17 protein-coding genes are annotated in these 18,028 nt (G+C 64.4%); 13 read left to right on the top strand and 4 right to left on the bottom strand.

What is annotated here, in order from left to right:
* The first annotated feature begins 15 nt into the window (after positions 1–15).
* From I1A62_RS20545 to I1A62_RS20600, 12 genes are all read left to right on the top strand, one after another.
* Positions 16–801 (top strand): ABC transporter permease, encoded by a 786-nt coding sequence (locus I1A62_RS20545; protein WP_237735154.1) that lies wholly within the window; start codon positions 16–18, stop codon positions 799–801.
* 1 nt (position 802) lies between these two features.
* Complete coding sequence (locus I1A62_RS20550) at positions 803–1,966, top strand: MCE family protein (RefSeq protein ID WP_124391682.1); 1,164 nt, start codon at positions 803–805, stop codon at positions 1,964–1,966.
* Positions 1,966–2,973 carry an MCE family protein gene (locus I1A62_RS20555; protein WP_219459594.1) on the top strand — a complete coding sequence of 336 codons (1,008 nt, stop codon included), beginning with the start codon at positions 1,966–1,968 and terminating at the stop codon, positions 2,971–2,973. The genes I1A62_RS20550 and I1A62_RS20555 overlap by 1 nt, the downstream gene beginning before the upstream one ends.
* Positions 2,973–3,974, top strand: a complete 1,002-nt coding sequence (locus I1A62_RS20560) for an MCE family protein (protein ID WP_219459595.1) — start codon at positions 2,973–2,975, stop codon at positions 3,972–3,974. Before I1A62_RS20555 ends, I1A62_RS20560 begins: the two co-directional genes overlap by 1 nt.
* Positions 3,974–5,188, top strand: coding sequence for an MCE family protein (locus I1A62_RS20565; protein WP_219459596.1), 1,215 nt, complete (start codon positions 3,974–3,976; stop codon positions 5,186–5,188). The genes I1A62_RS20560 and I1A62_RS20565 overlap by 1 nt, the downstream gene beginning before the upstream one ends.
* Entirely contained in the window at positions 5,185–6,324 is a 1,140-nt protein-coding gene (locus I1A62_RS20570) for an MCE family protein (RefSeq protein WP_219459597.1), read from the top strand. Before I1A62_RS20565 ends, I1A62_RS20570 begins: the two co-directional genes overlap by 4 nt.
* Positions 6,324–7,811 (top strand): MCE family protein, encoded by a 1,488-nt coding sequence (locus tag I1A62_RS20575; protein ID WP_219459598.1) that lies wholly within the window; start codon positions 6,324–6,326, stop codon positions 7,809–7,811. The genes I1A62_RS20570 and I1A62_RS20575 overlap by 1 nt, the downstream gene beginning before the upstream one ends.
* Positions 7,787–8,368: a hypothetical protein gene (locus I1A62_RS20580; protein WP_219459599.1), complete on the top strand. Its 582-nt coding sequence runs from the start codon at positions 7,787–7,789 to the stop codon at positions 8,366–8,368. The genes I1A62_RS20575 and I1A62_RS20580 overlap by 25 nt, the downstream gene beginning before the upstream one ends.
* Positions 8,365–8,895 (top strand): hypothetical protein, encoded by a 531-nt coding sequence (locus tag I1A62_RS20585; protein WP_219459600.1) that lies wholly within the window; start codon positions 8,365–8,367, stop codon positions 8,893–8,895. The genes I1A62_RS20580 and I1A62_RS20585 overlap by 4 nt, the downstream gene beginning before the upstream one ends.
* A gap of 55 nt (positions 8,896–8,950) precedes the next feature.
* Positions 8,951–9,991: an ABC transporter ATP-binding protein gene (locus I1A62_RS20590; protein WP_124391690.1), complete on the top strand. Its 1,041-nt coding sequence runs from the start codon at positions 8,951–8,953 to the stop codon at positions 9,989–9,991.
* A 66-nt stretch (positions 9,992–10,057) separates the two neighbouring features.
* A complete protein-coding gene (locus I1A62_RS20595) occupies positions 10,058–11,503 on the top strand; it encodes an aldehyde dehydrogenase (protein ID WP_219459601.1) in 1,446 nt (481 codons plus the stop codon).
* Positions 11,504–11,700: 197 nt separating this feature from the next.
* Positions 11,701–13,368, top strand: coding sequence for an AMP-binding protein (locus I1A62_RS20600; protein WP_124391692.1), 1,668 nt, complete (start codon positions 11,701–11,703; stop codon positions 13,366–13,368).
* Positions 13,369–13,490: 122 nt separating this feature from the next.
* On the opposite strand, the gene I1A62_RS46410 is transcribed toward I1A62_RS20600, so the two are convergent.
* Positions 13,491–14,024, bottom strand: coding sequence for a LuxR C-terminal-related transcriptional regulator (locus I1A62_RS46410; RefSeq protein ID WP_308340770.1), 534 nt, complete (start codon positions 14,022–14,024; stop codon positions 13,491–13,493).
* Between the two features lie 315 nt (positions 14,025–14,339).
* Here I1A62_RS46410 and I1A62_RS46415 point away from each other — a divergent pair, with 315 nt between their 5' ends.
* Positions 14,340–14,582 carry a hypothetical protein gene (locus I1A62_RS46415; RefSeq protein WP_257890848.1) on the top strand — a complete coding sequence of 81 codons (243 nt, stop codon included), beginning with the start codon at positions 14,340–14,342 and terminating at the stop codon, positions 14,580–14,582.
* 53 nt (positions 14,583–14,635) lie between these two features.
* Here the strand turns inward: I1A62_RS46415 and I1A62_RS20610 are convergent, their stop codons facing one another.
* The 3 genes from I1A62_RS20610 to I1A62_RS20620 form a co-directional block, all read right to left on the bottom strand.
* Entirely contained in the window at positions 14,636–15,715 is a 1,080-nt protein-coding gene (locus I1A62_RS20610) for a helix-turn-helix transcriptional regulator (protein WP_219459603.1), read from the bottom strand.
* 208 nt (positions 15,716–15,923) lie between these two features.
* Positions 15,924–16,988: an extradiol ring-cleavage dioxygenase gene (locus I1A62_RS20615; protein WP_219459604.1), complete on the bottom strand. Its 1,065-nt coding sequence runs from the start codon at positions 16,986–16,988 to the stop codon at positions 15,924–15,926.
* Between the two features lie 118 nt (positions 16,989–17,106).
* Positions 17,107–17,982: an IclR family transcriptional regulator gene (locus I1A62_RS20620; RefSeq protein ID WP_257890849.1), complete on the bottom strand. Its 876-nt coding sequence runs from the start codon at positions 17,980–17,982 to the stop codon at positions 17,107–17,109.
* Positions 17,983–18,028 lie beyond the last annotated feature (46 nt).

The following is an 18,028-nucleotide window of genomic DNA, read 5'->3' on the forward strand; positions in this document are numbered from 1 at the left end:
GCACCGATCGGACACATGGAGGAGATGGGGCGACAGCTCCACTTTTACAGCCATGCCGTCACCGCGATTCCGCGCACTTTCCGGCGGTACCGGAAGGAAACGCTCCGGCTACTCGCCGAGGTCAGCATGGGCACCGGCGCCCTCGCGGTCATCGGGGGAACTCTCGTCGTCATCTCCCTGCTCACCACCGCGGTCGGATACGAAGTGGGCCAGCAGGGTGCTACCTCGATGGGGCGCATCGGGATCGGCGCGCTGTCCGGATTCATCTCGGCGTTCTTCAATACCCGGGAGGCCATTCCGGTCATCGCAGGTATTGCGCTGACGGCAACGGTCGGTGCGGGTTTCACCGCGCAACTCGGCGCGATGCGCGTGAGCGAGGAGATCGATGCCATGGAGACCATGTCGATTCCGTCGCTCCCCTATCTGGTGACGACCCGGGTAATGGCCGGAATCATCGCGGTGATTCCGCTGTATGCGGTGGCGTTGTTCGTCGGATACGTCGCCACCCAGCTTGTTACCGAATACCTCGGCGAGGCGAGCGGAACGTACCAGCACTACTTCAACGTATTCCTCGTGCCCAGCGACGTCGCGTGGTCGATGGTGAAGGTCCTCGCGATGTCAGTGGTGGTGATGTGTGTGCACTGCTACCACGGTTACAACGCGAAGGGCGGGCCTGCGGGAGTCGGCGTCGCGGTCGGGCGGGCCGTGCGCACCTCCTTGATCGCGATCATGGTCATCGACCTGCTGATCGGAATCGCCGTCTACGGTGGCTCCGCCGGCGCCGTGAAAGTGGCGGGCTGACATGGGTGGCCATATCGAAGAGCGAAGCCGCCTGGTGTACGTGCTCTTGGGGGTGTGTCTGGTGACGCTGTTCGCGATTGCGACGGCGGTATCCGTCGGCGTCTACCGCGGATCGTTCGCCTCGACCGTCCCGGTGACGTTGTATTCGGCGCGGTCGGGTCTCATGCTCGAACCCGGATCCGATATCAAGATGAGAGACGTCGTCGTCGGCCGGGTCTCGAAGGTGCAGCTGGTGGACGACCAGGCCCAGATCACCATGGACATCGACGAGCGCCGGACGTCGGCGATACCGGAGAACATCACTGCCGTGATCGATCCGACCACGTTGTTCGGTCGCAAGTTCGTCACACTCGTGCAGCCGGAGCATCCCTCGGCGACCACTGTGTCGGCGGGCTCGGTGGTCCGGGGAACCGGCGTGGCCACCGAGGTGAACGACCTCCTCGACTCGCTGGTGACGGTGCTGCGCACCGTGGAACCGCAGAAGGTCAACGCGACGTTGAGTGCGTTGTCCACGTCGCTGCAGGGCCGCGGCGACCAACTCGGCGACATGATGGTCGAGCTCGACGCCTACCTGTCCGAGTTCAACGGCAGTCTTCCCACGTTGCAGCGCGATCTGGTCAAGGGTGCCGAGGTCTCCGACGTCCTCGCCGACGCCGCTCCGGACCTCCTTCGGACCGTCGACCATGTCAGCACCACCGGTGACACGGTGACCGAGAAGAAGGATCAGTTCAGCGCGTTCCTGCTCAGTTTCAGCAGCTTCGGCAACAGCGGACGGAGTTTCTTCGAGGCCTCCGGCGACCCGTTGGAGAAGTCGCTGGATGTGCTGGAACCGACGACGGCACTGCTCGCGCAGAATGCGCCGATGTATCCGTGCTTCTTGGCGAGCATGGACCAGACCAACAAATATCTCGAGCGCACCGTCGGTGGTAGTGATCAGGCCGGGTTGAACATCCTCGGCACCCTGTTGATGGGTGATCCGCCGTACACGTACCCGGAGAACGCACCGAAGAACGGTGCGGACGGCGCACCGCGGTGCTACGACCCCGCGCAGGCACCGGGACACACCGATTTCGACGACGGCAGCAAGGCATACCAGCCCGCGCGCGGTGTCGAAGATTTGATCGGTAACCCGTTCGCACAGTTCATGTTCGGAGGTGGGCGCTGATGACGAAGGCACCCGGAATCAAGTTGCTGATCTTCGTCCTGGTCACCTCGTTGACCGGATTCGGTGTCGCGACGGTGGTGGGCAACATGCGCTTCGGTAGCACAAACACCTATCAGGCCGTCTTCGCGAACGCCTCCGGCCTGGGCAACGGCGAGGACGTCAAGGTCGGTGGTGTGCCGATGGGCAAGGTGAAAGGGGTGGAGTTGGCCGCGGACGGCACCGCGGTGGTGTCGTTCTCCCTGTCCACCGAGCGCCCGCTGACGGAGGGGACCACGGCACGGATCAAGTACAAGAACCTGATCGGTGACCGTTACGTGGAGTTGTCGAACGGACCGGGTGCCATCGGTGCGCTAGACGGCCCGATTCCACTCCAGCAGACCACCCCGGCACTCGACCTCGACCAGGTGGTCAACGGGTTCCGGCCTCTCCTGCAGGGGCTCGACCCGGATCAGACCAATCAACTGTCCGCCTCCCTGATCGAGGTACTCAACGGCCAGGAGGCGAGCATCGGGCGTCTGGTGAGTCAGATCGGGTCCTTGAGCAACACGCTGGCGGACCGGGATCAGGCGATCGGTCAGGTGGTGAGCAACTTCAACACCGTCGTCGGGACCGTGAACAATCGCGGTGACCAGTTTTCGACGCTCATCGACCAGCTTCAGCGGCTGGTCGCGGGCCTCGACGGTGACCGTGATCTGATCACCAACTCCCTGGTGAACATCGACCAGGTCACCGACAGTCTCTCGAGTGTGCTCGACCAGAACCGGCCGGCGATCGCGCAAGATGTCGTCGCATTGGGTGATCTCGCGGGCAATCTCAACGCCAACACCGACACCTTGAACATGGTGCTCTCCACCTTGCCCGAGAACTACCGCCTCATCAGCCGCGTCGCGGGCTACGGCAGTTTCGTGAACTTCTTCGTCTGTGGTCTCGCGATCAAGTACGCGTCCGGGCCCGGTCCCGGTGGCGTCACACCGATGTTCAAGGCCCCCGCAGAAAGGTGCCAGTAATGGCTCAGAAGTCCTTCCTCGAGCGGGATGCGTTCCGCATGGGACTGATCGGAACAGCCGTCCTGATCGGGGTCCTCTTCCTTGCGCTCAACTTCAAGTCCATCCCCGGCATCAACGGGGCCACCACCTACCATGCCGAATTCGCCGATGCCAGTGGCCTCGCCGTCGGTGACACCACGCAAATCGCCGGCGTGAAAGTCGGTGAGGTGAAGAAGCTTTCGATCAGCGACGGAAAGGTCGACGTGGAGTTCGACGTGGACAGCGGCGCGGTCGGGCTCGGTGACGACACGACGGCTGCGATCAAGGTCGAAACTGCTCTCGGTCGGCGTTACGTGGAGATCACGCCGGGGCGTCACGGCGAGCTCGCCGACGACGCGACCATCCCCCTGGCACAGACCAGCTCGGGATACGACATCACCCGGGCGCTCGAAGAAGTCACCGACAAGGTGTCCGAGACCGACACCGTGAACCTGTCCGGCGCACTCGAGCAGGTGTCTTCGGTCGAAGACGAGCTTCCGCCGGACCTGCGGTCCTCTCTCGACGGGCTGTCCCGCCTGTCGGAGACGGTATCGAGCCGGGACGAGAAACTGCGTCGGTTGCTCGCGGGTGCGGCCGACGTGTCCAAGATCCTCGCGGATCGGGACGGTCAGGTCTCCGCATTGTTCGGCCAAGGCCAGTCGCTCTTCGCCGCGCTGAACAATCGGGCGGACACCATCCATCACGTCCTCGTGCAGTCCCGTCAGGTGGCCGATGCGCTCACCGGGCTGTCCCGCGACAACGCGGCAACACTCGGACCCACTCTCGATCAGATGAAGACTCTGGTGGCCACATTGAACAGCAATTACGACAACATCAACGCATCGCTGACCGGCCTCGAACGGTTCGCAAGGCAGGTCGGTGAGGCGGTGGGCAGCGGACCGTTCTTCGGCGTGCTGCTGCACAACATAGTCCCGGCCAATCTCTCCGGGCAGCTTCCCGGAAGTTTCGGGGGGCCGCGCTGATGGCATCGGTACGTGAGATGGCACGGGCACTGCCTGCGAGACTGCTCGCCGTGGTGATCGCGGTCGCCCTCGTCGGGTTGCTGACCGCCGCCTGGATCGAAAACCACTCCGTCAACCACGTCACGGCCTACTTCCGGAACACCACCGGCATGTATGTCGGAGACCGGGTGATGATTCTCGGCGTCGAGGTCGGCCGCATCACGACGATCGAACCGGACGGCGAACGGGTCCGCGTGGAGTTCGATTACGACAACGAGTACGACGTCCCCGCCGACGCGAAGGCGGCAGTCGTCGCCCCGACACTGGTGACCGGCCGCTACATCCAGCTGGCGCCGGCCTACTCGGGTGGACCGACCCTGTCCGACGGCGACGAGATCCCCCTCGACCGCACCGCCGTCCCGGTCGAGTTCGACGAGATCAAGAAGCAGGTGGTCAAACTCAGCGAGGACGCGGGCCGCACCCCGGAGCACCCGGACGGTTCCCTCAATCGCTTCGTGAGCAGCACCGCCCACACCCTGGACGGAACGGGTACCGCACTGCACGACTCCCTCACCCACCTTTCCGACGCCGCCACCACACTGAACGCGAGCGGCGAGGATCTGTTCGGCACCGTCGAGAACCTGCAGAAGTTCACCACCGCCCTCGCCGCCAGCGACCAGCAGATTCGGGCGTTCAGCGGTGAACTGGCGAACGTGTCGGGGCTGCTCAACGCCAACCGGACCGAACTCGACGCACTGCTCAGCAGCATGTTGACCACGTTCCAGGAAGTCACGAAGTTTGTCGAAGACAACCGGGGGGCACTGGTCGAGAATACCGGGCAGCTCGAAACCATCACCCGGTTGCTCGTCGACCGGCAAGACACCCTGATGTCGATCCTGCACGCCGGACCGACGGCGCTGTCGGACTTCTACAACATCTACGACGCCGACGCCAACTCGCTCACGGGTGCCCTCGCCGTGCCCGAGATGCCGGACCCCCGCTCGCTCATCTGCGCACTCTTGACCACGGTCGACGCGCCTGCGAATGAATGCGCCACGGCTGCAGGCGCTTTTGCCGCACCTCTGGCCAACGCCGCCGTGCGACAGGCGACACCGGCATCCGCCGTCAACCCGGCTGCGCCGGGAGGTACGCCGGGCGCGCCTGCACCGAGCGATCCCGTCGCCTCCATCACCCAGAGTCTCCAGAACCTCATCCTTCCGGAGGGACCACGATGACGAACTCTATTCGAAGGTCGGCGCTCACGGCGACCATGCTCGTCGGCGTCGTGGCCGCGGCGGCCGGGTGCCGATTCGACGGGATCAATTCGATCGGGCTGCCCGGCAACGCGGTCGGCGGTGATGCGCACGAGGTGACCGTCGAGTTGGCGGACATCCAGAATCTGGTGGGAAACTCGCCAGTGAAGGCTAACAACGTCATTGTGGGGAACATCAGCCACATCACGGGTGACAACTGGGGCGCCAAACTGACACTCGAGATCGATCCCGGGGCCGAGATCCCGGCGAACGTCAGCGCCAAGCTCGCGCAAACCAGCGTGCTCGGCTCCCAGTACCTCGAGCTGACGGTGCCGCCCGGCGTCGAGGCGGTCGGTGCACTCGCCGACGGGGACGTGATCCCCCTCGACCGCACCAGTCAGTACCCGTCCACGGAGGAGGTGCTCTCGGCGCTGGCCCTCGTGCTCAACGGTAGTGGTTTGCAACAGATCCGCACCGTGACCTCCGAACTCAATCGCGTTCTGGGTGGCCGCGAGGAATCGTTGCGCAGCCTCTTCGGCAACCTCGAAGAGTTCGTCGGCGGAGTCGATCAACAGCGCGACGACATCGTCCGCGCGATCGACGGGCTCGACCGCCTCGGCGCGGAACTCGCCAGCCAGAATCAGACGATCGACCGAGGCATCACCTCGATCCAGCCGGCGCTGCAGATCCTGGACGAGCAGCAGAAGCAACTCACGACCATGCTGAACGACGTGGGCCGGTTCGGCGAGGTCGCCACCCAGGTGCTCGAGAGCAGCCGCGAGGATCTCGATGCGAATCTGCGGTCATTGCAGCCGGTGCTTTCGCAGCTCGCTGCGGCCGGTGATCACCTGCCGGAGGCGCTGAAGATCGCCGGAACCATACCGTTCCCGGTCACGACCACCCAGCGCGCCGTCCGGGGTGACTACATGAATCTCTTCCTCACCCTCGACGTCAGCGCCGAGACGGTCGGCGGCAAGGTTCTCGGCAGTATCCCGCTCGACGAGTTGGCAGGACTGAACCCGGCCCGCCAAGCGGTGAATCCTCTGTTGGCACCCACAGGCGCAACAACATCCGGCGGACCAGCGACGTCCGCACCGCAGAACGGAGCACCGCGCTGATGAGATCAAAACTCGTCCGCTTCCAGCTCATCGTCTTCACAGTGGTGGCTGTTCTCGCCGTCGGCAACGCCGCGGTCAACTACCTCGGGCTCGAGCGGGTCACCGGGATCGGGATGTACACGGTCACGGCGGAATTCGACCGCGCGGGTGGCCTCTATGTGAACTCCCTGGTGACCTATCGCGGCGTCGACGTCGGCGTCGTGAAATCGATCGACGTCGGCCCCGATCGAGCGTCCGCAGAATTACAGCTCGATTCGGACTTCGCGATTCCAGCCGACAGCCGGGCGTTCGTCCGCAGCGTCTCGGCCATCGGCGAGCAATATCTGGACATGGTTCCGGCGTCGTCCGAAGGCCCCTTCCTCGCGGACGGTGACGTGATCACCGAGGCGAACACCGAAATCCCGGTGCCCGCCTCCGAGGTCGTCGACAAGGTGAACGTTCTCCTGTCCGAGCTGCCCAAGGACGACCTCCGCGTCACCGTCGACGAGGCCTACACTGCCTTCAACGGGGCGGGACCGGCGCTGTCGCGGCTCATCGACTCCTCCCGTCCACTCATCGAACTCGCGCAGGCGAAGATCGGGACCACCCGAACCCTGCTCGACGACGCCGAACCGGTCCTCGGTGCCGGTGTCGACTCCCGCGCCGACATCGCGAGCTTCTCCCACGATCTGTCCTCGTTCTCCGAGCAGTTGGTGATGAGCGACGCACAGGTCCGTGGCGTCCTCGACAATGGGTCACAGTTCTTCGACACGGTCAGTGGCACTCTCGACGACGTCCGCCCCACCGTTCCGCTGCTGCTGGCGAACCTCCAGACAGTCGGTGAGGTCGCTCGCGTCAACATCCCTGGGATCCAGCAGATCCTGGTGATCTACCCGGCTGTGTCGGCGTCGATCAACTACATGCACCGAGGAGTCCAGACCGACGACCGGGTGTACGGTCAGGGCGCCCTCGACGTCAAACTCGGCAACTCCGCGAACCCGCTCCCCTGCACCGAGGGGTACCAGGAAACGCAGCGCCGCGACCCCAGCGATCTCAGCGCGGTCCCGGCACCGGAAAATTCCTACTGCAAACTCCCGCAGGCCGACCCCCGGGTCGCCCGAGGGGCACGCAACATCCCCTGTGCGACCGATCCCACCGTGCGAACAGCCGAGATCGAGAACTGCCCGGGCGGTCTGCCGTCCACCTGGCCGGGAATGCTGGCCCGGCCCGGACAACCGTATTCGCCGCCGGCGACGGACACCGGCGCACCGAACGCGGGCCCGATCGCGAGCCAACCCGCTCCCGGCGGTCCCGAACCCCTGACCGTCGCACCGGCCTCATGGTCGAACCCGCAGGACTTCACCGGCGGCAACGGCGACACCAGCGTCCCGTACGACCCGATCACCGGGAACTTCCGGGCACCGAACGGCGATCTGTACTCGATCGCCAGCGTTTCTGCACCAAAGTTAGAGGAGGAATTGACATGGCAGGCACTACTGCTCCGGTAGAGGTCGAACCAGACCTCGATCACGCCGGGAACGATGCCGCGGCCGCGATAGCCGACTCCGAGGTGCGTAAGAGTGCCCGAGGGTTGATCGTGACGACGGCGGCAGTCGTACTCGTCGCCGTCGCCGCCCTGGTCGTCGGCGGGATCTCGTGGACGAACCTGCGCGCCGAACAGACCGCACAGTCACGAGACCAACAGGTCCTCGAGACGGCCCGCCAGGTGGTGGTCAATCTGGTCACGCTGCGGCATCAGAGCGTGGACGAAGACATCCAGCGCGTCGCCGACGGCACCACCGGGCCGTTCCGAGACCAGTTCACCAGCGCATCGGGAAGTTTCGGTGACGTGCTCAACCAGGGCCAGGTGGAGTCGACCGGCGAAGTGAAGGAAGCCGGCCTCGTCAAGGCGGACGACGACCACGCCGTCGTCCTCGCCGCCGTGACATCCACGGTGAAAAACACCGAGGCACCCGACGGGGAGATCCGGGTGTACCGCATGAAGGTCTCCCTCGATTCGGTGGACGGCCGCTGGCTCGTCTCAGATGTGGAGTTCGTGGCATGAGAAACACACTCGCCCAAATACCCCAGGCAGTCGCAACCTGGTCCCTCGCACGTCGGCGGGCCACTCGCTATCTCGCCGTGCTCGTCGCCGGTGGCCTCGTCGCGGTGGCCGCCGCCATCACCCTCCAGGTGCACGACCACCGCCAGGTCGACGCCGCGCAGACACAGGCGCGCGACCGCGCCACCCAACTGCTCGGCGACGTGTTGTCGTACGACTTCAACACCATCGACACCCATTTCACCGACGTACTTCCCAGTCTCGGCGGCGACCTCCGCGACCAGTTCGACAGCGTCGGCAAGGAGGTCATCATTCCGTCGGCGAAACAACGCCAGGTCGTCACCTCGGCGACCGTCGTCGAATCGTCCGTCGTGTCCGCATCGGAAAGCGCGGTGACGCTGCTGTTCTTCGTCAATCAATCGACCACCAGCACCGACAGCGCTGCACCGAAGTTGGACGGAAGTCGAGTCCGGGTCGGCATGACCGAGCAGGAGGGTACGTGGGTCATGACGGAAATGTCCCCGGTCTGACGGCATCCCGAAACAAAGGGATCAGTCGATGTTTTCGCAAACCTAGGAGGTAGTCGTGGGTGTCGAGGTATCCGTCGAGGGACTGACCAAGTCGTTCGGCTCACAGAGGATCTGGCAGGACGTCACGTTGACCCTGCCCACCGGCGAGGTCAGCGCATTGCTCGGCCCGTCCGGAACGGGCAAATCGGTGTTCCTGAAATCGCTGATCGGTCTGCTCCGCCCGGAGCAGGGCTCGATCGTGATCGACGGCACCAACATTCTCGAGTGCTCGAGCAAGGAACTCTACGAGATCCGCAAACTGTTCGGGGTGCTGTTTCAGGACGGTGCGTTGTTCGGATCGATGAATCTCTACGACAACGTCGCGTTCCCGTTGCGCGAACACACCAAAAAGTCCGAATCCGACGTCCGCAAGATCGTCATGGAGAAGATGGAACTCGTCGGCCTCCTCGGGGCCGAGGACAAACTGCCCGGCGAAATCTCCGGCGGTATGCGCAAACGCGCTGGCCTGGCACGCGCCCTAGTCCTCGACCCGCAGATCATCCTCGTCGACGAGCCCGACTCCGGTCTGGACCCGGTCCGCACCACCTACATTTCCCAGACGCTGATCGACATCAACGCCGAAATCGACGCAACGATCCTGATCGTCTCGCACAACATCAACCTCGCACGCACGGTGCCCGACAACATCGGCATGCTCTTCCGCCGGGAACTGGTGATGTTCGGACCCCGCGAAGTGCTGCTCACCAGCGACCAGCCGGTCGTCAAACAATTCCTCAACGGCACCATGATCGGCCCGATCGGAATGTCCGAGGAAAAAGACGAAGCCACCATGGCCGCCGAACAGGCGATGGTCGACGCCGGCCACCACGCCGGCGGCGTCGACGATGTCGAAGGCATCGTCCCGCAGATGAAAGCCACACCCGGCATGCCGTTCCGGCAAGCCGTCGCCCGCCGCCAGGAACGCGTCCGGCACATCATGCACACCCTCCCCGAGAACGCCCAGATCGCGATCCACGAAAGTTTCGAGGAGAGCCTCGGCTCCTACGACGACACCGAGGAATTCCCGCTCTACGAGGAGCCGCTCGAATCCGTGTAAGCCACCGTCCGAATTCACGACTCGGCAACAAAGCACCGCAACCCAGATAGACGAGAGGAACCAGTCATGACCACGAACAACAATGCCTTCTTCATCGGAGGCGAATGGCATGCGCCCACCTCGAGTGGCGTGATCACGGTGGTCTCACCCAACGACGAACAGGTCGTCGGCCACGCCCCCGACGGCGTTGAAGCCGACATGGATGCCGCCGTCGGCGCCGCACGCCGCGCATTCGACGACCCGGCCGGGTGGTCGCAGTGGGAGCCGGCGCGGCGAGCACAGGCGCTGGGGCGCCTGGCCGATGCGCTGGACAAGCGCGCAGCCGAAATGGTCCAGGCGGTGAGCTCCCAGAACGGCATGCCCGTCGCCGTCGCCGAGAAGTTGGAGGCGGTCTTCCCGCAGATCCTCCTCCGCTACTACGCCGGACTGATCGCAAACGACAGCTTCGAGGAGACGCGGCCGGGTCTGCTCGGCGGATCGACTCTCGTGACCAAGACCCCGATCGGGGTCGTCGGCGCGATCGTCCCGTGGAATTTCCCGCAGGCGCTCGCCGCGTTCAAATATGCTCCCGCCCTCGCTGCCGGGTGCACGATCGTCATCAAGCCGTCCCCCGAGACGGTCCTCGACAGCTACGTTCTCGCGGAAGCGGTCGAAGAAGCCGCCCTGCCGGCGGGCGTGATCAACATCGTGCCCGGTGGTCGCGAACTGGGCGCGTACCTGGTCTCGCATCCCGGCATCGACAAGGTGGCGTTCACCGGGTCGTCGACTGCCGGCCGCAACATCGCCGAGGCCTGCGGCCGACTGCTGCGGCCGGTCACGTTGGAACTCGGTGGAAAGTCGGCGGCGATCATCCTCGACGACGCGAATCTGGATCTCGCCACCGTCGGGGAACAGCTGTTCGGTGCAACCATGTTGAACAATGGGCAAGTCTGCTACCTCGGCACCCGCATTCTGGCACCGCAATCGCGTTACCAGGAAGTGGTCGACACATTCAGCGCCCTCGCCGGGTCGCTGACCGTAGGAAGTTCCCTCGACCCCGCCACGATGATCGGGCCGATGGCTAGCGCCCGGCAGCGCGAGCGGGTGGAGTCCTACATCGCGAAGGGCAAGGGCGACGGCGCCCGCATCACGGTCGGTGGTGGGCGCCCCACCGACCTCCACAAGGGATGGTTCGTGGAACCGACGATCTTTGCGGACGTCGACAACAACTACAGCATCGCCCAGGAAGAGATCTTCGGCCCGGTGCTGTCGATCATTTCGTACCGCGACGACGAGGACGCCGTCCGCATCGCGAACGACAGCGACTTCGGTCTCGGTGGCACCGTCTTCACCGCTGATCACGATCACGGTGTCGCCGTGGCCCGGCGTATCCAGACCGGAACGATCGGTATCAACGGCTACCTTCCCGATCCGACGGCACCCTTCGGTGGTGTCAAAGCCAGTGGTCTCGGGCGCGAATTGGGTCCAGAAGCCCTGTCCGCCTATCTCGTGCCGAAGTCGATCTACTTGTGACGCGCGGGTGCGGGCGCGGCACACTGCGGGCCCGCACCTTCCGCACACTCATCTCAACGGGATATTTGCCTCACCCCAGAGGATGAAAAGAAGTCCGTTTCGTACCTTTCCTCCCCTCCCGGTCGGCATTATGGTTTGACCAAACACTTCGGCCTGTCTCCCGATGAGGAGAGGCACCTGAAAGCAAGGATCCGCACATGGATGTCATGGAACACGCGGGAGCGATTCGCCCCGAGGATCGCTACAGTGCAAGTACCGTCGAGGCGTTCCGATCGAACGGGTACTGGCGCGACGAGAGCCTGACCCAGTACGTGGACCGGTGGGCGGAGACCGATCCGGACTTCGTCGCCGTCACCGATGGCTACGGAACTCTCACGCGCGGTGAACTTCGAGCGCAGGCGTACCGTCTCGCGGCCTCCCTGAAGACGCTCGGCGTCGAACGGGGTGACCGCGTTCAGGTCCAGTTGCCCAACTGGAACGAGTTCGTCGTCATCTACGTGGCACTCGCCCGGATCGGAGCCGTTCTCGTGCCGACCATGCCGGTGTACCGGCACGACGAGGTGCGCTACGTACTGGCGCACTCCGGAGCCAAGATCTCCTTCGTCACAGAGGAATTCCGCAAGTTCCGATACACGGACATGCTCGCCGAGGTGCGTAAGGATGTACCCGGACTCGAACACGTCGTCGTCGTGCGCGGGACGGCAGGCGCCGGCGAGATCGTCTTCGATGAGCTGATTGCCGGCGACCATGTACCTGGCGACGACGAACTCGGACCACCACCGCCCGCGGATGCCGCCCACGCCATCATCTACACCTCGGGAACCGAGTCGCGGCCGAAAGGCTGTCAACATACCTTCAACACACTGTCTTTCACAGTCCACGGGCTCGGCGGGCAGGTGATGGGGCTGAACCCCGACGACGTGATGTTCATGCCCTCCCCCGTCACCCACGCGACAGGACTGGCCGTAGGTGTGGCGACTCCGTTGATCCTCGGAAGCGGGATCCACCTTCTCGACGTGTGGGAGCCCAACGAGGGACTCCGGCGTATCGCGGAATTCAAGACCACAGTGAGCATGGCCGCGACACCATTCCTCCAGATGGCACTCGGGGCCATCGAGTCCGGTGCCGAGCACGACGTCAGCGCGATGCGACTTTGGGTCAGCGCCGGCGCACCGATACCCGAAACTCTTCTTCGGAAATGGAAGACGGCACTACCTGACTGCACACTCTTGCCGGTATACGGCAGTAGCGAAGGACTACTGGTGACGGCAGTGCGTGTCGACGACCCCCCTGAGAAAGTGCTCTCCTCAGACGGGCGTGCTTTCGATGGTGTCGGTCTCGAGATCCGCAACGAGGAAGGCACCACCGTACCGGCCGGCGAGGAGGGCCAGATCTTCTACGGAGGACCGGGCATCTTCCTCGGGTACTGGCGCGACCCCGAACGCACGGCCGCGTCGGTCGACGCACGTGGGTTCCTCTCCTCGGGTGATCTCGGCCGCGTCGACGAAGACGGCTATCTGCGAGTCACGGGACGAATCAAGGACCTCATCATCCGCGGCGGCATGAACATCTCGGCGCGGGAGGTGGAGGAGCACCTCCTGGCGCACCCGCGCATCACCGCGGCAGCAGCGGTGTCGATGCCCGACGCGCGTCTAGGCGAGAAGGTATGCGCCTTCGTCGTTGCCAACGGTCCCGCACCAACTCTCGACGAAATTGCCGACTTCCTGCGCATCGAGCGCAAGGCCATGGTGCAGAAGATTCCCGAGAAGCTAGTAGTCGTCGATCAACTCCCCACCACCGCGACTGGGAAGATCCAGAAGTTTCTTCTCCGAAAGCAAGCGGCCGAAGCGGTTGCCGGCGCCTAGATCCCGACCTGGACACAGGGCCGCCCCCTTCGCCGAGGCGAAGGGGGCGGTATTCGTGTACGCGGTGAGTCTGTCACCCGCCGAGACGGTCCGCCTGCGCGCGCCAGACTTTCGGCACCTGTTCACCGTTGGCCGGTCATCGCCAGGTAGCGGTAGATCGCCTCGGACCGGTTCATCGCGCCCAGCTTGCGAAGTATCTTCTTGACGTGCGTCTTCACCGTGAAGATGCTGATCACGAGCTCGTTCGCGATCTCGGCGTTCGATGCGCCCCGGACCAGCAACGTGAACACCTCCCGCTCACGCGTCGTCAGCGATTCCAGCGCAGCGGGATTCAGATCGTCGTGGGGCGTACCGGGCAACGCCGAGACCTGCTCGGCCGAGGTCTCGTCGAGAAAACTGACATCCGCGTGTTCGAGAAGCTCGGCTTCGCGGGCTTCCTGTTGCAGGCGTTGGACGATCACATTCTTCTGTTCGCTGAGGCGGTCGGCCAGCATCGCCCGTTCGAACAACGTCCCGAAACCGCGGGCATACGCCCCGAGCATGTCCCGGACCACAACGTTCACCGGGTCCCCGGAAGGTCGACTGCCGTGCACGAGACCGATGACACCGGTCGACACGGTAATGGGGGCAACCACATAGGAGTCGGCGGCGAGCATCTGCGCGACCTCGGCACTCGGCCGAACGTCGGCGTTCGGCCCGGCGAGTACCGCGGATCTGGTCTTACACGCCTGGCTCTCGGCTGATTCGAAGCCGAGGGGTAACGCCTGCAAGGAACTCAGGACCTCGTCCGACCTCGTCGAGCTGTGGAGCTCGAGCGCCGTCCACGAGCCGTTGTGCACCTCGGACAGGAGTATTCGGTCGAGTCGCGCTGCGTTCGCAGCCTCTAAGCAGATTCGTTTGCGAAGACCGGCAACGGACTCCGAGCCCCGCAGCCGCCGGATCGCGCTGGCGAACTCGGCGGGTTGCACCACGTGACCCGGGCCCTCGCGCACTGTGCGAATCCGGCTGCGCGCGTCCTGGAGGTCGACGATGAGGCGACCGAGCGCTCGCTGCTGCTCGGGGCCGAGCTCTGGGAATGTCGCAAGTGCCGATTCGGTGGCCTCGTCGAGGAGCGCCATCTGAGTACCGAGCGAGACAATGCGGATCTCGTGGGAGCGGGGGCCGACGCCGTACTCGTCGCGCAGCCGATCGAGGAGAACGATGACCGCGTGTGACAACTCGCGGTCGGTCGTCGACCTGACGGTCGCTCGCCCCTCCGTCTTCCCTGTCATCGCGCTCGTCGGGCCTGACTCGAGTAGAGGGCCGTCGCCGCGGCACGAGTCGGTGCGTGCAGTTTCTTGAGCACGGATTTCACATGCGACTTCACGGTGCCCTCGGAGATGACCAGTGCCTGTGCAATCTGATTGTTGGTGGCCCCGGTTGCCAGGTGGGACAGGATCTCGCGCTCCCGGACGGTCAGCACGCTGTTGATCTCGAGCACCCGGTGCTCCCCGGGATCATCGGTGGAATTCTCGACCGGCGCGGCGGCCTGATGCGAGAGAATCGCATCCGCCTTCGAGATCCGGTCCAGCATCGTCTGGGTTGCGTCGAACGACTCCTCCACCCGGGCCCGCTGCAGTTGAATTCGATGCTTCAGCACCGCTTGCTCATACACGATAGCCAGAATGGTCGCAAAGGTGTCCAGCCGATCCCGGTCGTCGGGATCGAGAACATGCTCCGACCCTGGCCGGTCGGCGTGGAGCAGTCCGATGACCTTGCCTGCGGACATGACCGGCGCCGCGACGTATGCCGACGACCGGGATCGGCTGACGATCTCCTTGTGTGTGCGGTCGTCGTCGGCCGGGGCGGCGACCAGCGCGGGAACCCGGCGTCGGACCAGCTCGGTTTCCAGAGGCGCTTCGGCCAGGGACAACACCGCAGAGTCGACGTAGTCGGAGAAATCGAGAGGCGAGCCGTCGAGCTCGGGCCGCAGATAGAGACGGCGAGGCTGCCACAGAGAGCCGGACACAGCTGAGACCATCGAGCGCGCGAAGGGTAATTGTGTACACACCACCTCCGGTGCGGCCTCGATGATCTGTCGCGGGGAAAGTCCCCGAAGCGTCACCGCAGCGTCGTGCACCTCGCCCAGCTCCGCGATCCGGCGAATCGCCTCGGTTCTCGCCAGCTGCTCCTGAACACGTTCGATGTCGACGAGAACCCGGCAAGCGTCTCCGATATCGGTCTCGGCGAGCCGCCCCTCGGTCAGCGCTTCGACGAGGCGACCTCGTGCCGCTGTAAGAGACACCGACAACGTGGGAGAGTCGACGTCGGGGTTGTGCTGGTGGTCGACCAATAGCTTCCTGGCCATACCGATACAGTCCGCTGCTTGGTGCACGAGATCCGCTCGATCAGGATCCTTTGACGTCTTCGTCCGGCTCACCTTCTCGTCACACCTCCGGCCGCATCGGCGCACCACTCGATATGTTTGTTGTGACTGGCATCACTCTGAAGTGTAGCCCGATCACCCGGCTATCGTCCAATGGTATGACCGATCAGCTGATCGCGTGTACGCTGATCTACCCCGAGTACACGGCAAATGCCTTGTTGGAGTTGAAGACGTCGGTCACCACGAGGTCCGACCAGTCACGGCGCAGGCCGAGCTCCTCGACCGCACCGAGCATGCAGAACCAGTTGAGAATTTCGTGCTGGCCGGCGTCGACGACTTCTGTGCTGGTGTAGTTGCGCATCAGCGCGAAGTCGTCCTCGCGCAGCGCCTTGTATATACGCAGGTCGGCTTCGGTATCGGGACGCATGTGCCACAGCTTGTCGGCCAGGAAGGCGTGCGACCAACTCGAGGAGGCGACGAACGCCACCCTGAGATCGCGGTCGCGGAAATGTTGCGCGACCGCCCGGCCGACTTGGAAGCACCGTGCCGGCGTCGGACCCGAGGGGTCGAGAACCTCCGATTCGATGTCGGCGAATCTAGCCAGTCCACCTTTACGCGCGATAGCGTGCTGCCCATAGCAATTGACCGTCATCGGGATGAAGGGATACGACATTTCGGCGCCGGCGTTGGCGTAGTCGAGGAACAATTGCGTGTTGAGGATCGCGTGCGGAAAATGTGCGGCGGTGCGCTTCTTGTACGAGTAGGCCATGTCGAATCCGCGCTCGATCAGGCCGTCGGCGAGTTTCCTGGCCTCCGACGCGTCACCGTGCATCACGATCTCGAAATCGTCCGGCTTCCCCCAGAAGTTCGGACTGCCTCGCTCGTTCATCACCTCGAAGGCGGGCACCTCGAGGTCTCCGTAGGCGAGCACGCAGAACGGCGGCACCACCTCCTCGCGAAAATTCTCGTACTGGTCGTCGCCCCACACCACGAGGACGTCGGGCGCGAACTCGTCGAGCGCGTCACGCACCCGAGCCAGATTCGCCACCAACTCCGCACGATGCGCCGCTGCGGCAGCGGTTCCACCGTCGTCGGACCACTCGCGACGCATACGGTCCGGCCAGTGGGCCGGGTCCTTCTCCTCGACGGGGATGTCCGGGTCGGTAAGAGTCCATCGCAGCAGACCTGCCATGTGCTCGTCGGTTCCCGCCAACAGCGGGTAGTGGGTCATGCCGAGAGCGAGGAAGTCTCCCATTGGCCGTCCTTTCTGAGGTGGCGCCTCGGCGCCGTCACACGCGCCGGGGGTATCGCTCCCCATCGTGTGACGTGCGCGCGCCACACGCACAGCAAGTTCCAGTGCCCGGAACGCGGCGTCAGTCGTCGAACGGAAAGAGATCGGCCCTACCCTGGGCGAGCATCTGGGTGGTGTCACGGCAGATGCGGTGAGCAGTCAGTTTGACGGCGTTGATCACCGACTCCGAGACCTCCCTCGCCGAGTCGAACTGAACGGCGACGGCACCCATCGGCCGGCCCTTGATCAGCACGGGAGCGGCGATGTTGCCCAAGCCCAGAACCACGCCATCCTTCTGCACGGCAACTCCCGACACTCGAACGTGCTTCAACTCGTGGCGAATTCGGACCGGATCCGTGATCGACTTCGGCGTCAGTCCCACCAGAGGTCCGGCCAGCAGTTCGGTGAGTTCCTCTTCCCGCAGATGCGCCATCATCGCCCGGCCCATCGCGGACAGGTGCGCAGGGATCCGGGTGCCGACCTCCCCTATCGGTCGCGCGTGGTTCACCGCGAACAGCGCCTGCAGCACGACGACTTCGTTGCCCCTGAGGACGCCGAAGTGCACGGATTCCTTCGACCAGGCCTGCAACTGCGCCAAGTGCGGCAGCGCAACCTCGCGCATTCCGTCCACCGGCATGGAAGAAACCAGCCGCAACAGCCGGATACCGAGCCGGTACCCGGCACCGTGTTCCTCTATCACCGCCAGCTCGCCCAACCGCTGCAGCAATCTGTGCACCGTCGACTTGGGCAGGCCTGTCTTCCTGCTGATCTGCGTCAGCGTCAGAACCCGATCGCGCTCGTTGAACGCATCGATGATCGAGAATGCCTTCGCCAGTATCGAGGGCGGGGAACTCCCCGCACCGCAGTCGTCCTGCTTGTCTTGTTCCATCTGCATCATCCGGGCCTCCGCAATCTTCGCTCCGCCGACCCCGCGGAAAACTACTGTAACGGCGGTCACAGCGCGGTGATATTCAGGGTACGTGCCCGCCGATCGGTTCCAGCCC

Source organism: Rhodococcus sp. USK10 (genome assembly GCF_019378875.1).
In the GTDB taxonomy this organism is placed as follows: Bacteria; Actinomycetota; Actinomycetes; order Mycobacteriales; family Mycobacteriaceae; genus Rhodococcus_F; species Rhodococcus_F pseudokoreensis.

What these genes read in the sequence shown, in the direction of transcription:
- I1A62_RS46410 (WP_308340770.1), bottom strand. Translation starts at nt 14,024, where the DNA reads ATGCTCGCCGCCGACTCCTATGTGGTTGCCCCCATTACCGTGTCGACC.
- I1A62_RS20585 (WP_219459600.1), top strand. Translation starts at nt 8,365, where the DNA reads ATGAGAAACACACTCGCCCAAATACCCCAGGCAGTCGCAACCTGGTCC.
- I1A62_RS20560 (WP_219459595.1), top strand. Translation starts at nt 2,973, where the DNA reads ATGGCTCAGAAGTCCTTCCTCGAGCGGGATGCGTTCCGCATGGGACTG.
- I1A62_RS20550 (WP_124391682.1), top strand. Translation starts at nt 803, where the DNA reads ATGGGTGGCCATATCGAAGAGCGAAGCCGCCTGGTGTACGTGCTCTTG.
- I1A62_RS20600 (WP_124391692.1), top strand. Translation starts at nt 11,701, where the DNA reads ATGGATGTCATGGAACACGCGGGAGCGATTCGCCCCGAGGATCGCTAC.
- I1A62_RS20565 (WP_219459596.1), top strand. Translation starts at nt 3,974, where the DNA reads ATGGCATCGGTACGTGAGATGGCACGGGCACTGCCTGCGAGACTGCTC.
- I1A62_RS20610 (WP_219459603.1), bottom strand. Translation starts at nt 15,715, where the DNA reads ATGGCCAGGAAGCTATTGGTCGACCACCAGCACAACCCCGACGTCGAC.
- I1A62_RS20595 (WP_219459601.1), top strand. Translation starts at nt 10,058, where the DNA reads ATGACCACGAACAACAATGCCTTCTTCATCGGAGGCGAATGGCATGCG.
- I1A62_RS20580 (WP_219459599.1), top strand. Translation starts at nt 7,787, where the DNA reads ATGGCAGGCACTACTGCTCCGGTAGAGGTCGAACCAGACCTCGATCAC.
- I1A62_RS20575 (WP_219459598.1), top strand. Translation starts at nt 6,324, where the DNA reads ATGAGATCAAAACTCGTCCGCTTCCAGCTCATCGTCTTCACAGTGGTG.
- I1A62_RS20545 (WP_237735154.1), top strand. Translation starts at nt 16, where the DNA reads ATGGAGGAGATGGGGCGACAGCTCCACTTTTACAGCCATGCCGTCACC.
- I1A62_RS20570 (WP_219459597.1), top strand. Translation starts at nt 5,185, where the DNA reads ATGACGAACTCTATTCGAAGGTCGGCGCTCACGGCGACCATGCTCGTC.
- I1A62_RS20555 (WP_219459594.1), top strand. Translation starts at nt 1,966, where the DNA reads ATGACGAAGGCACCCGGAATCAAGTTGCTGATCTTCGTCCTGGTCACC.
- I1A62_RS20615 (WP_219459604.1), bottom strand. Translation starts at nt 16,988, where the DNA reads ATGGGAGACTTCCTCGCTCTCGGCATGACCCACTACCCGCTGTTGGCG.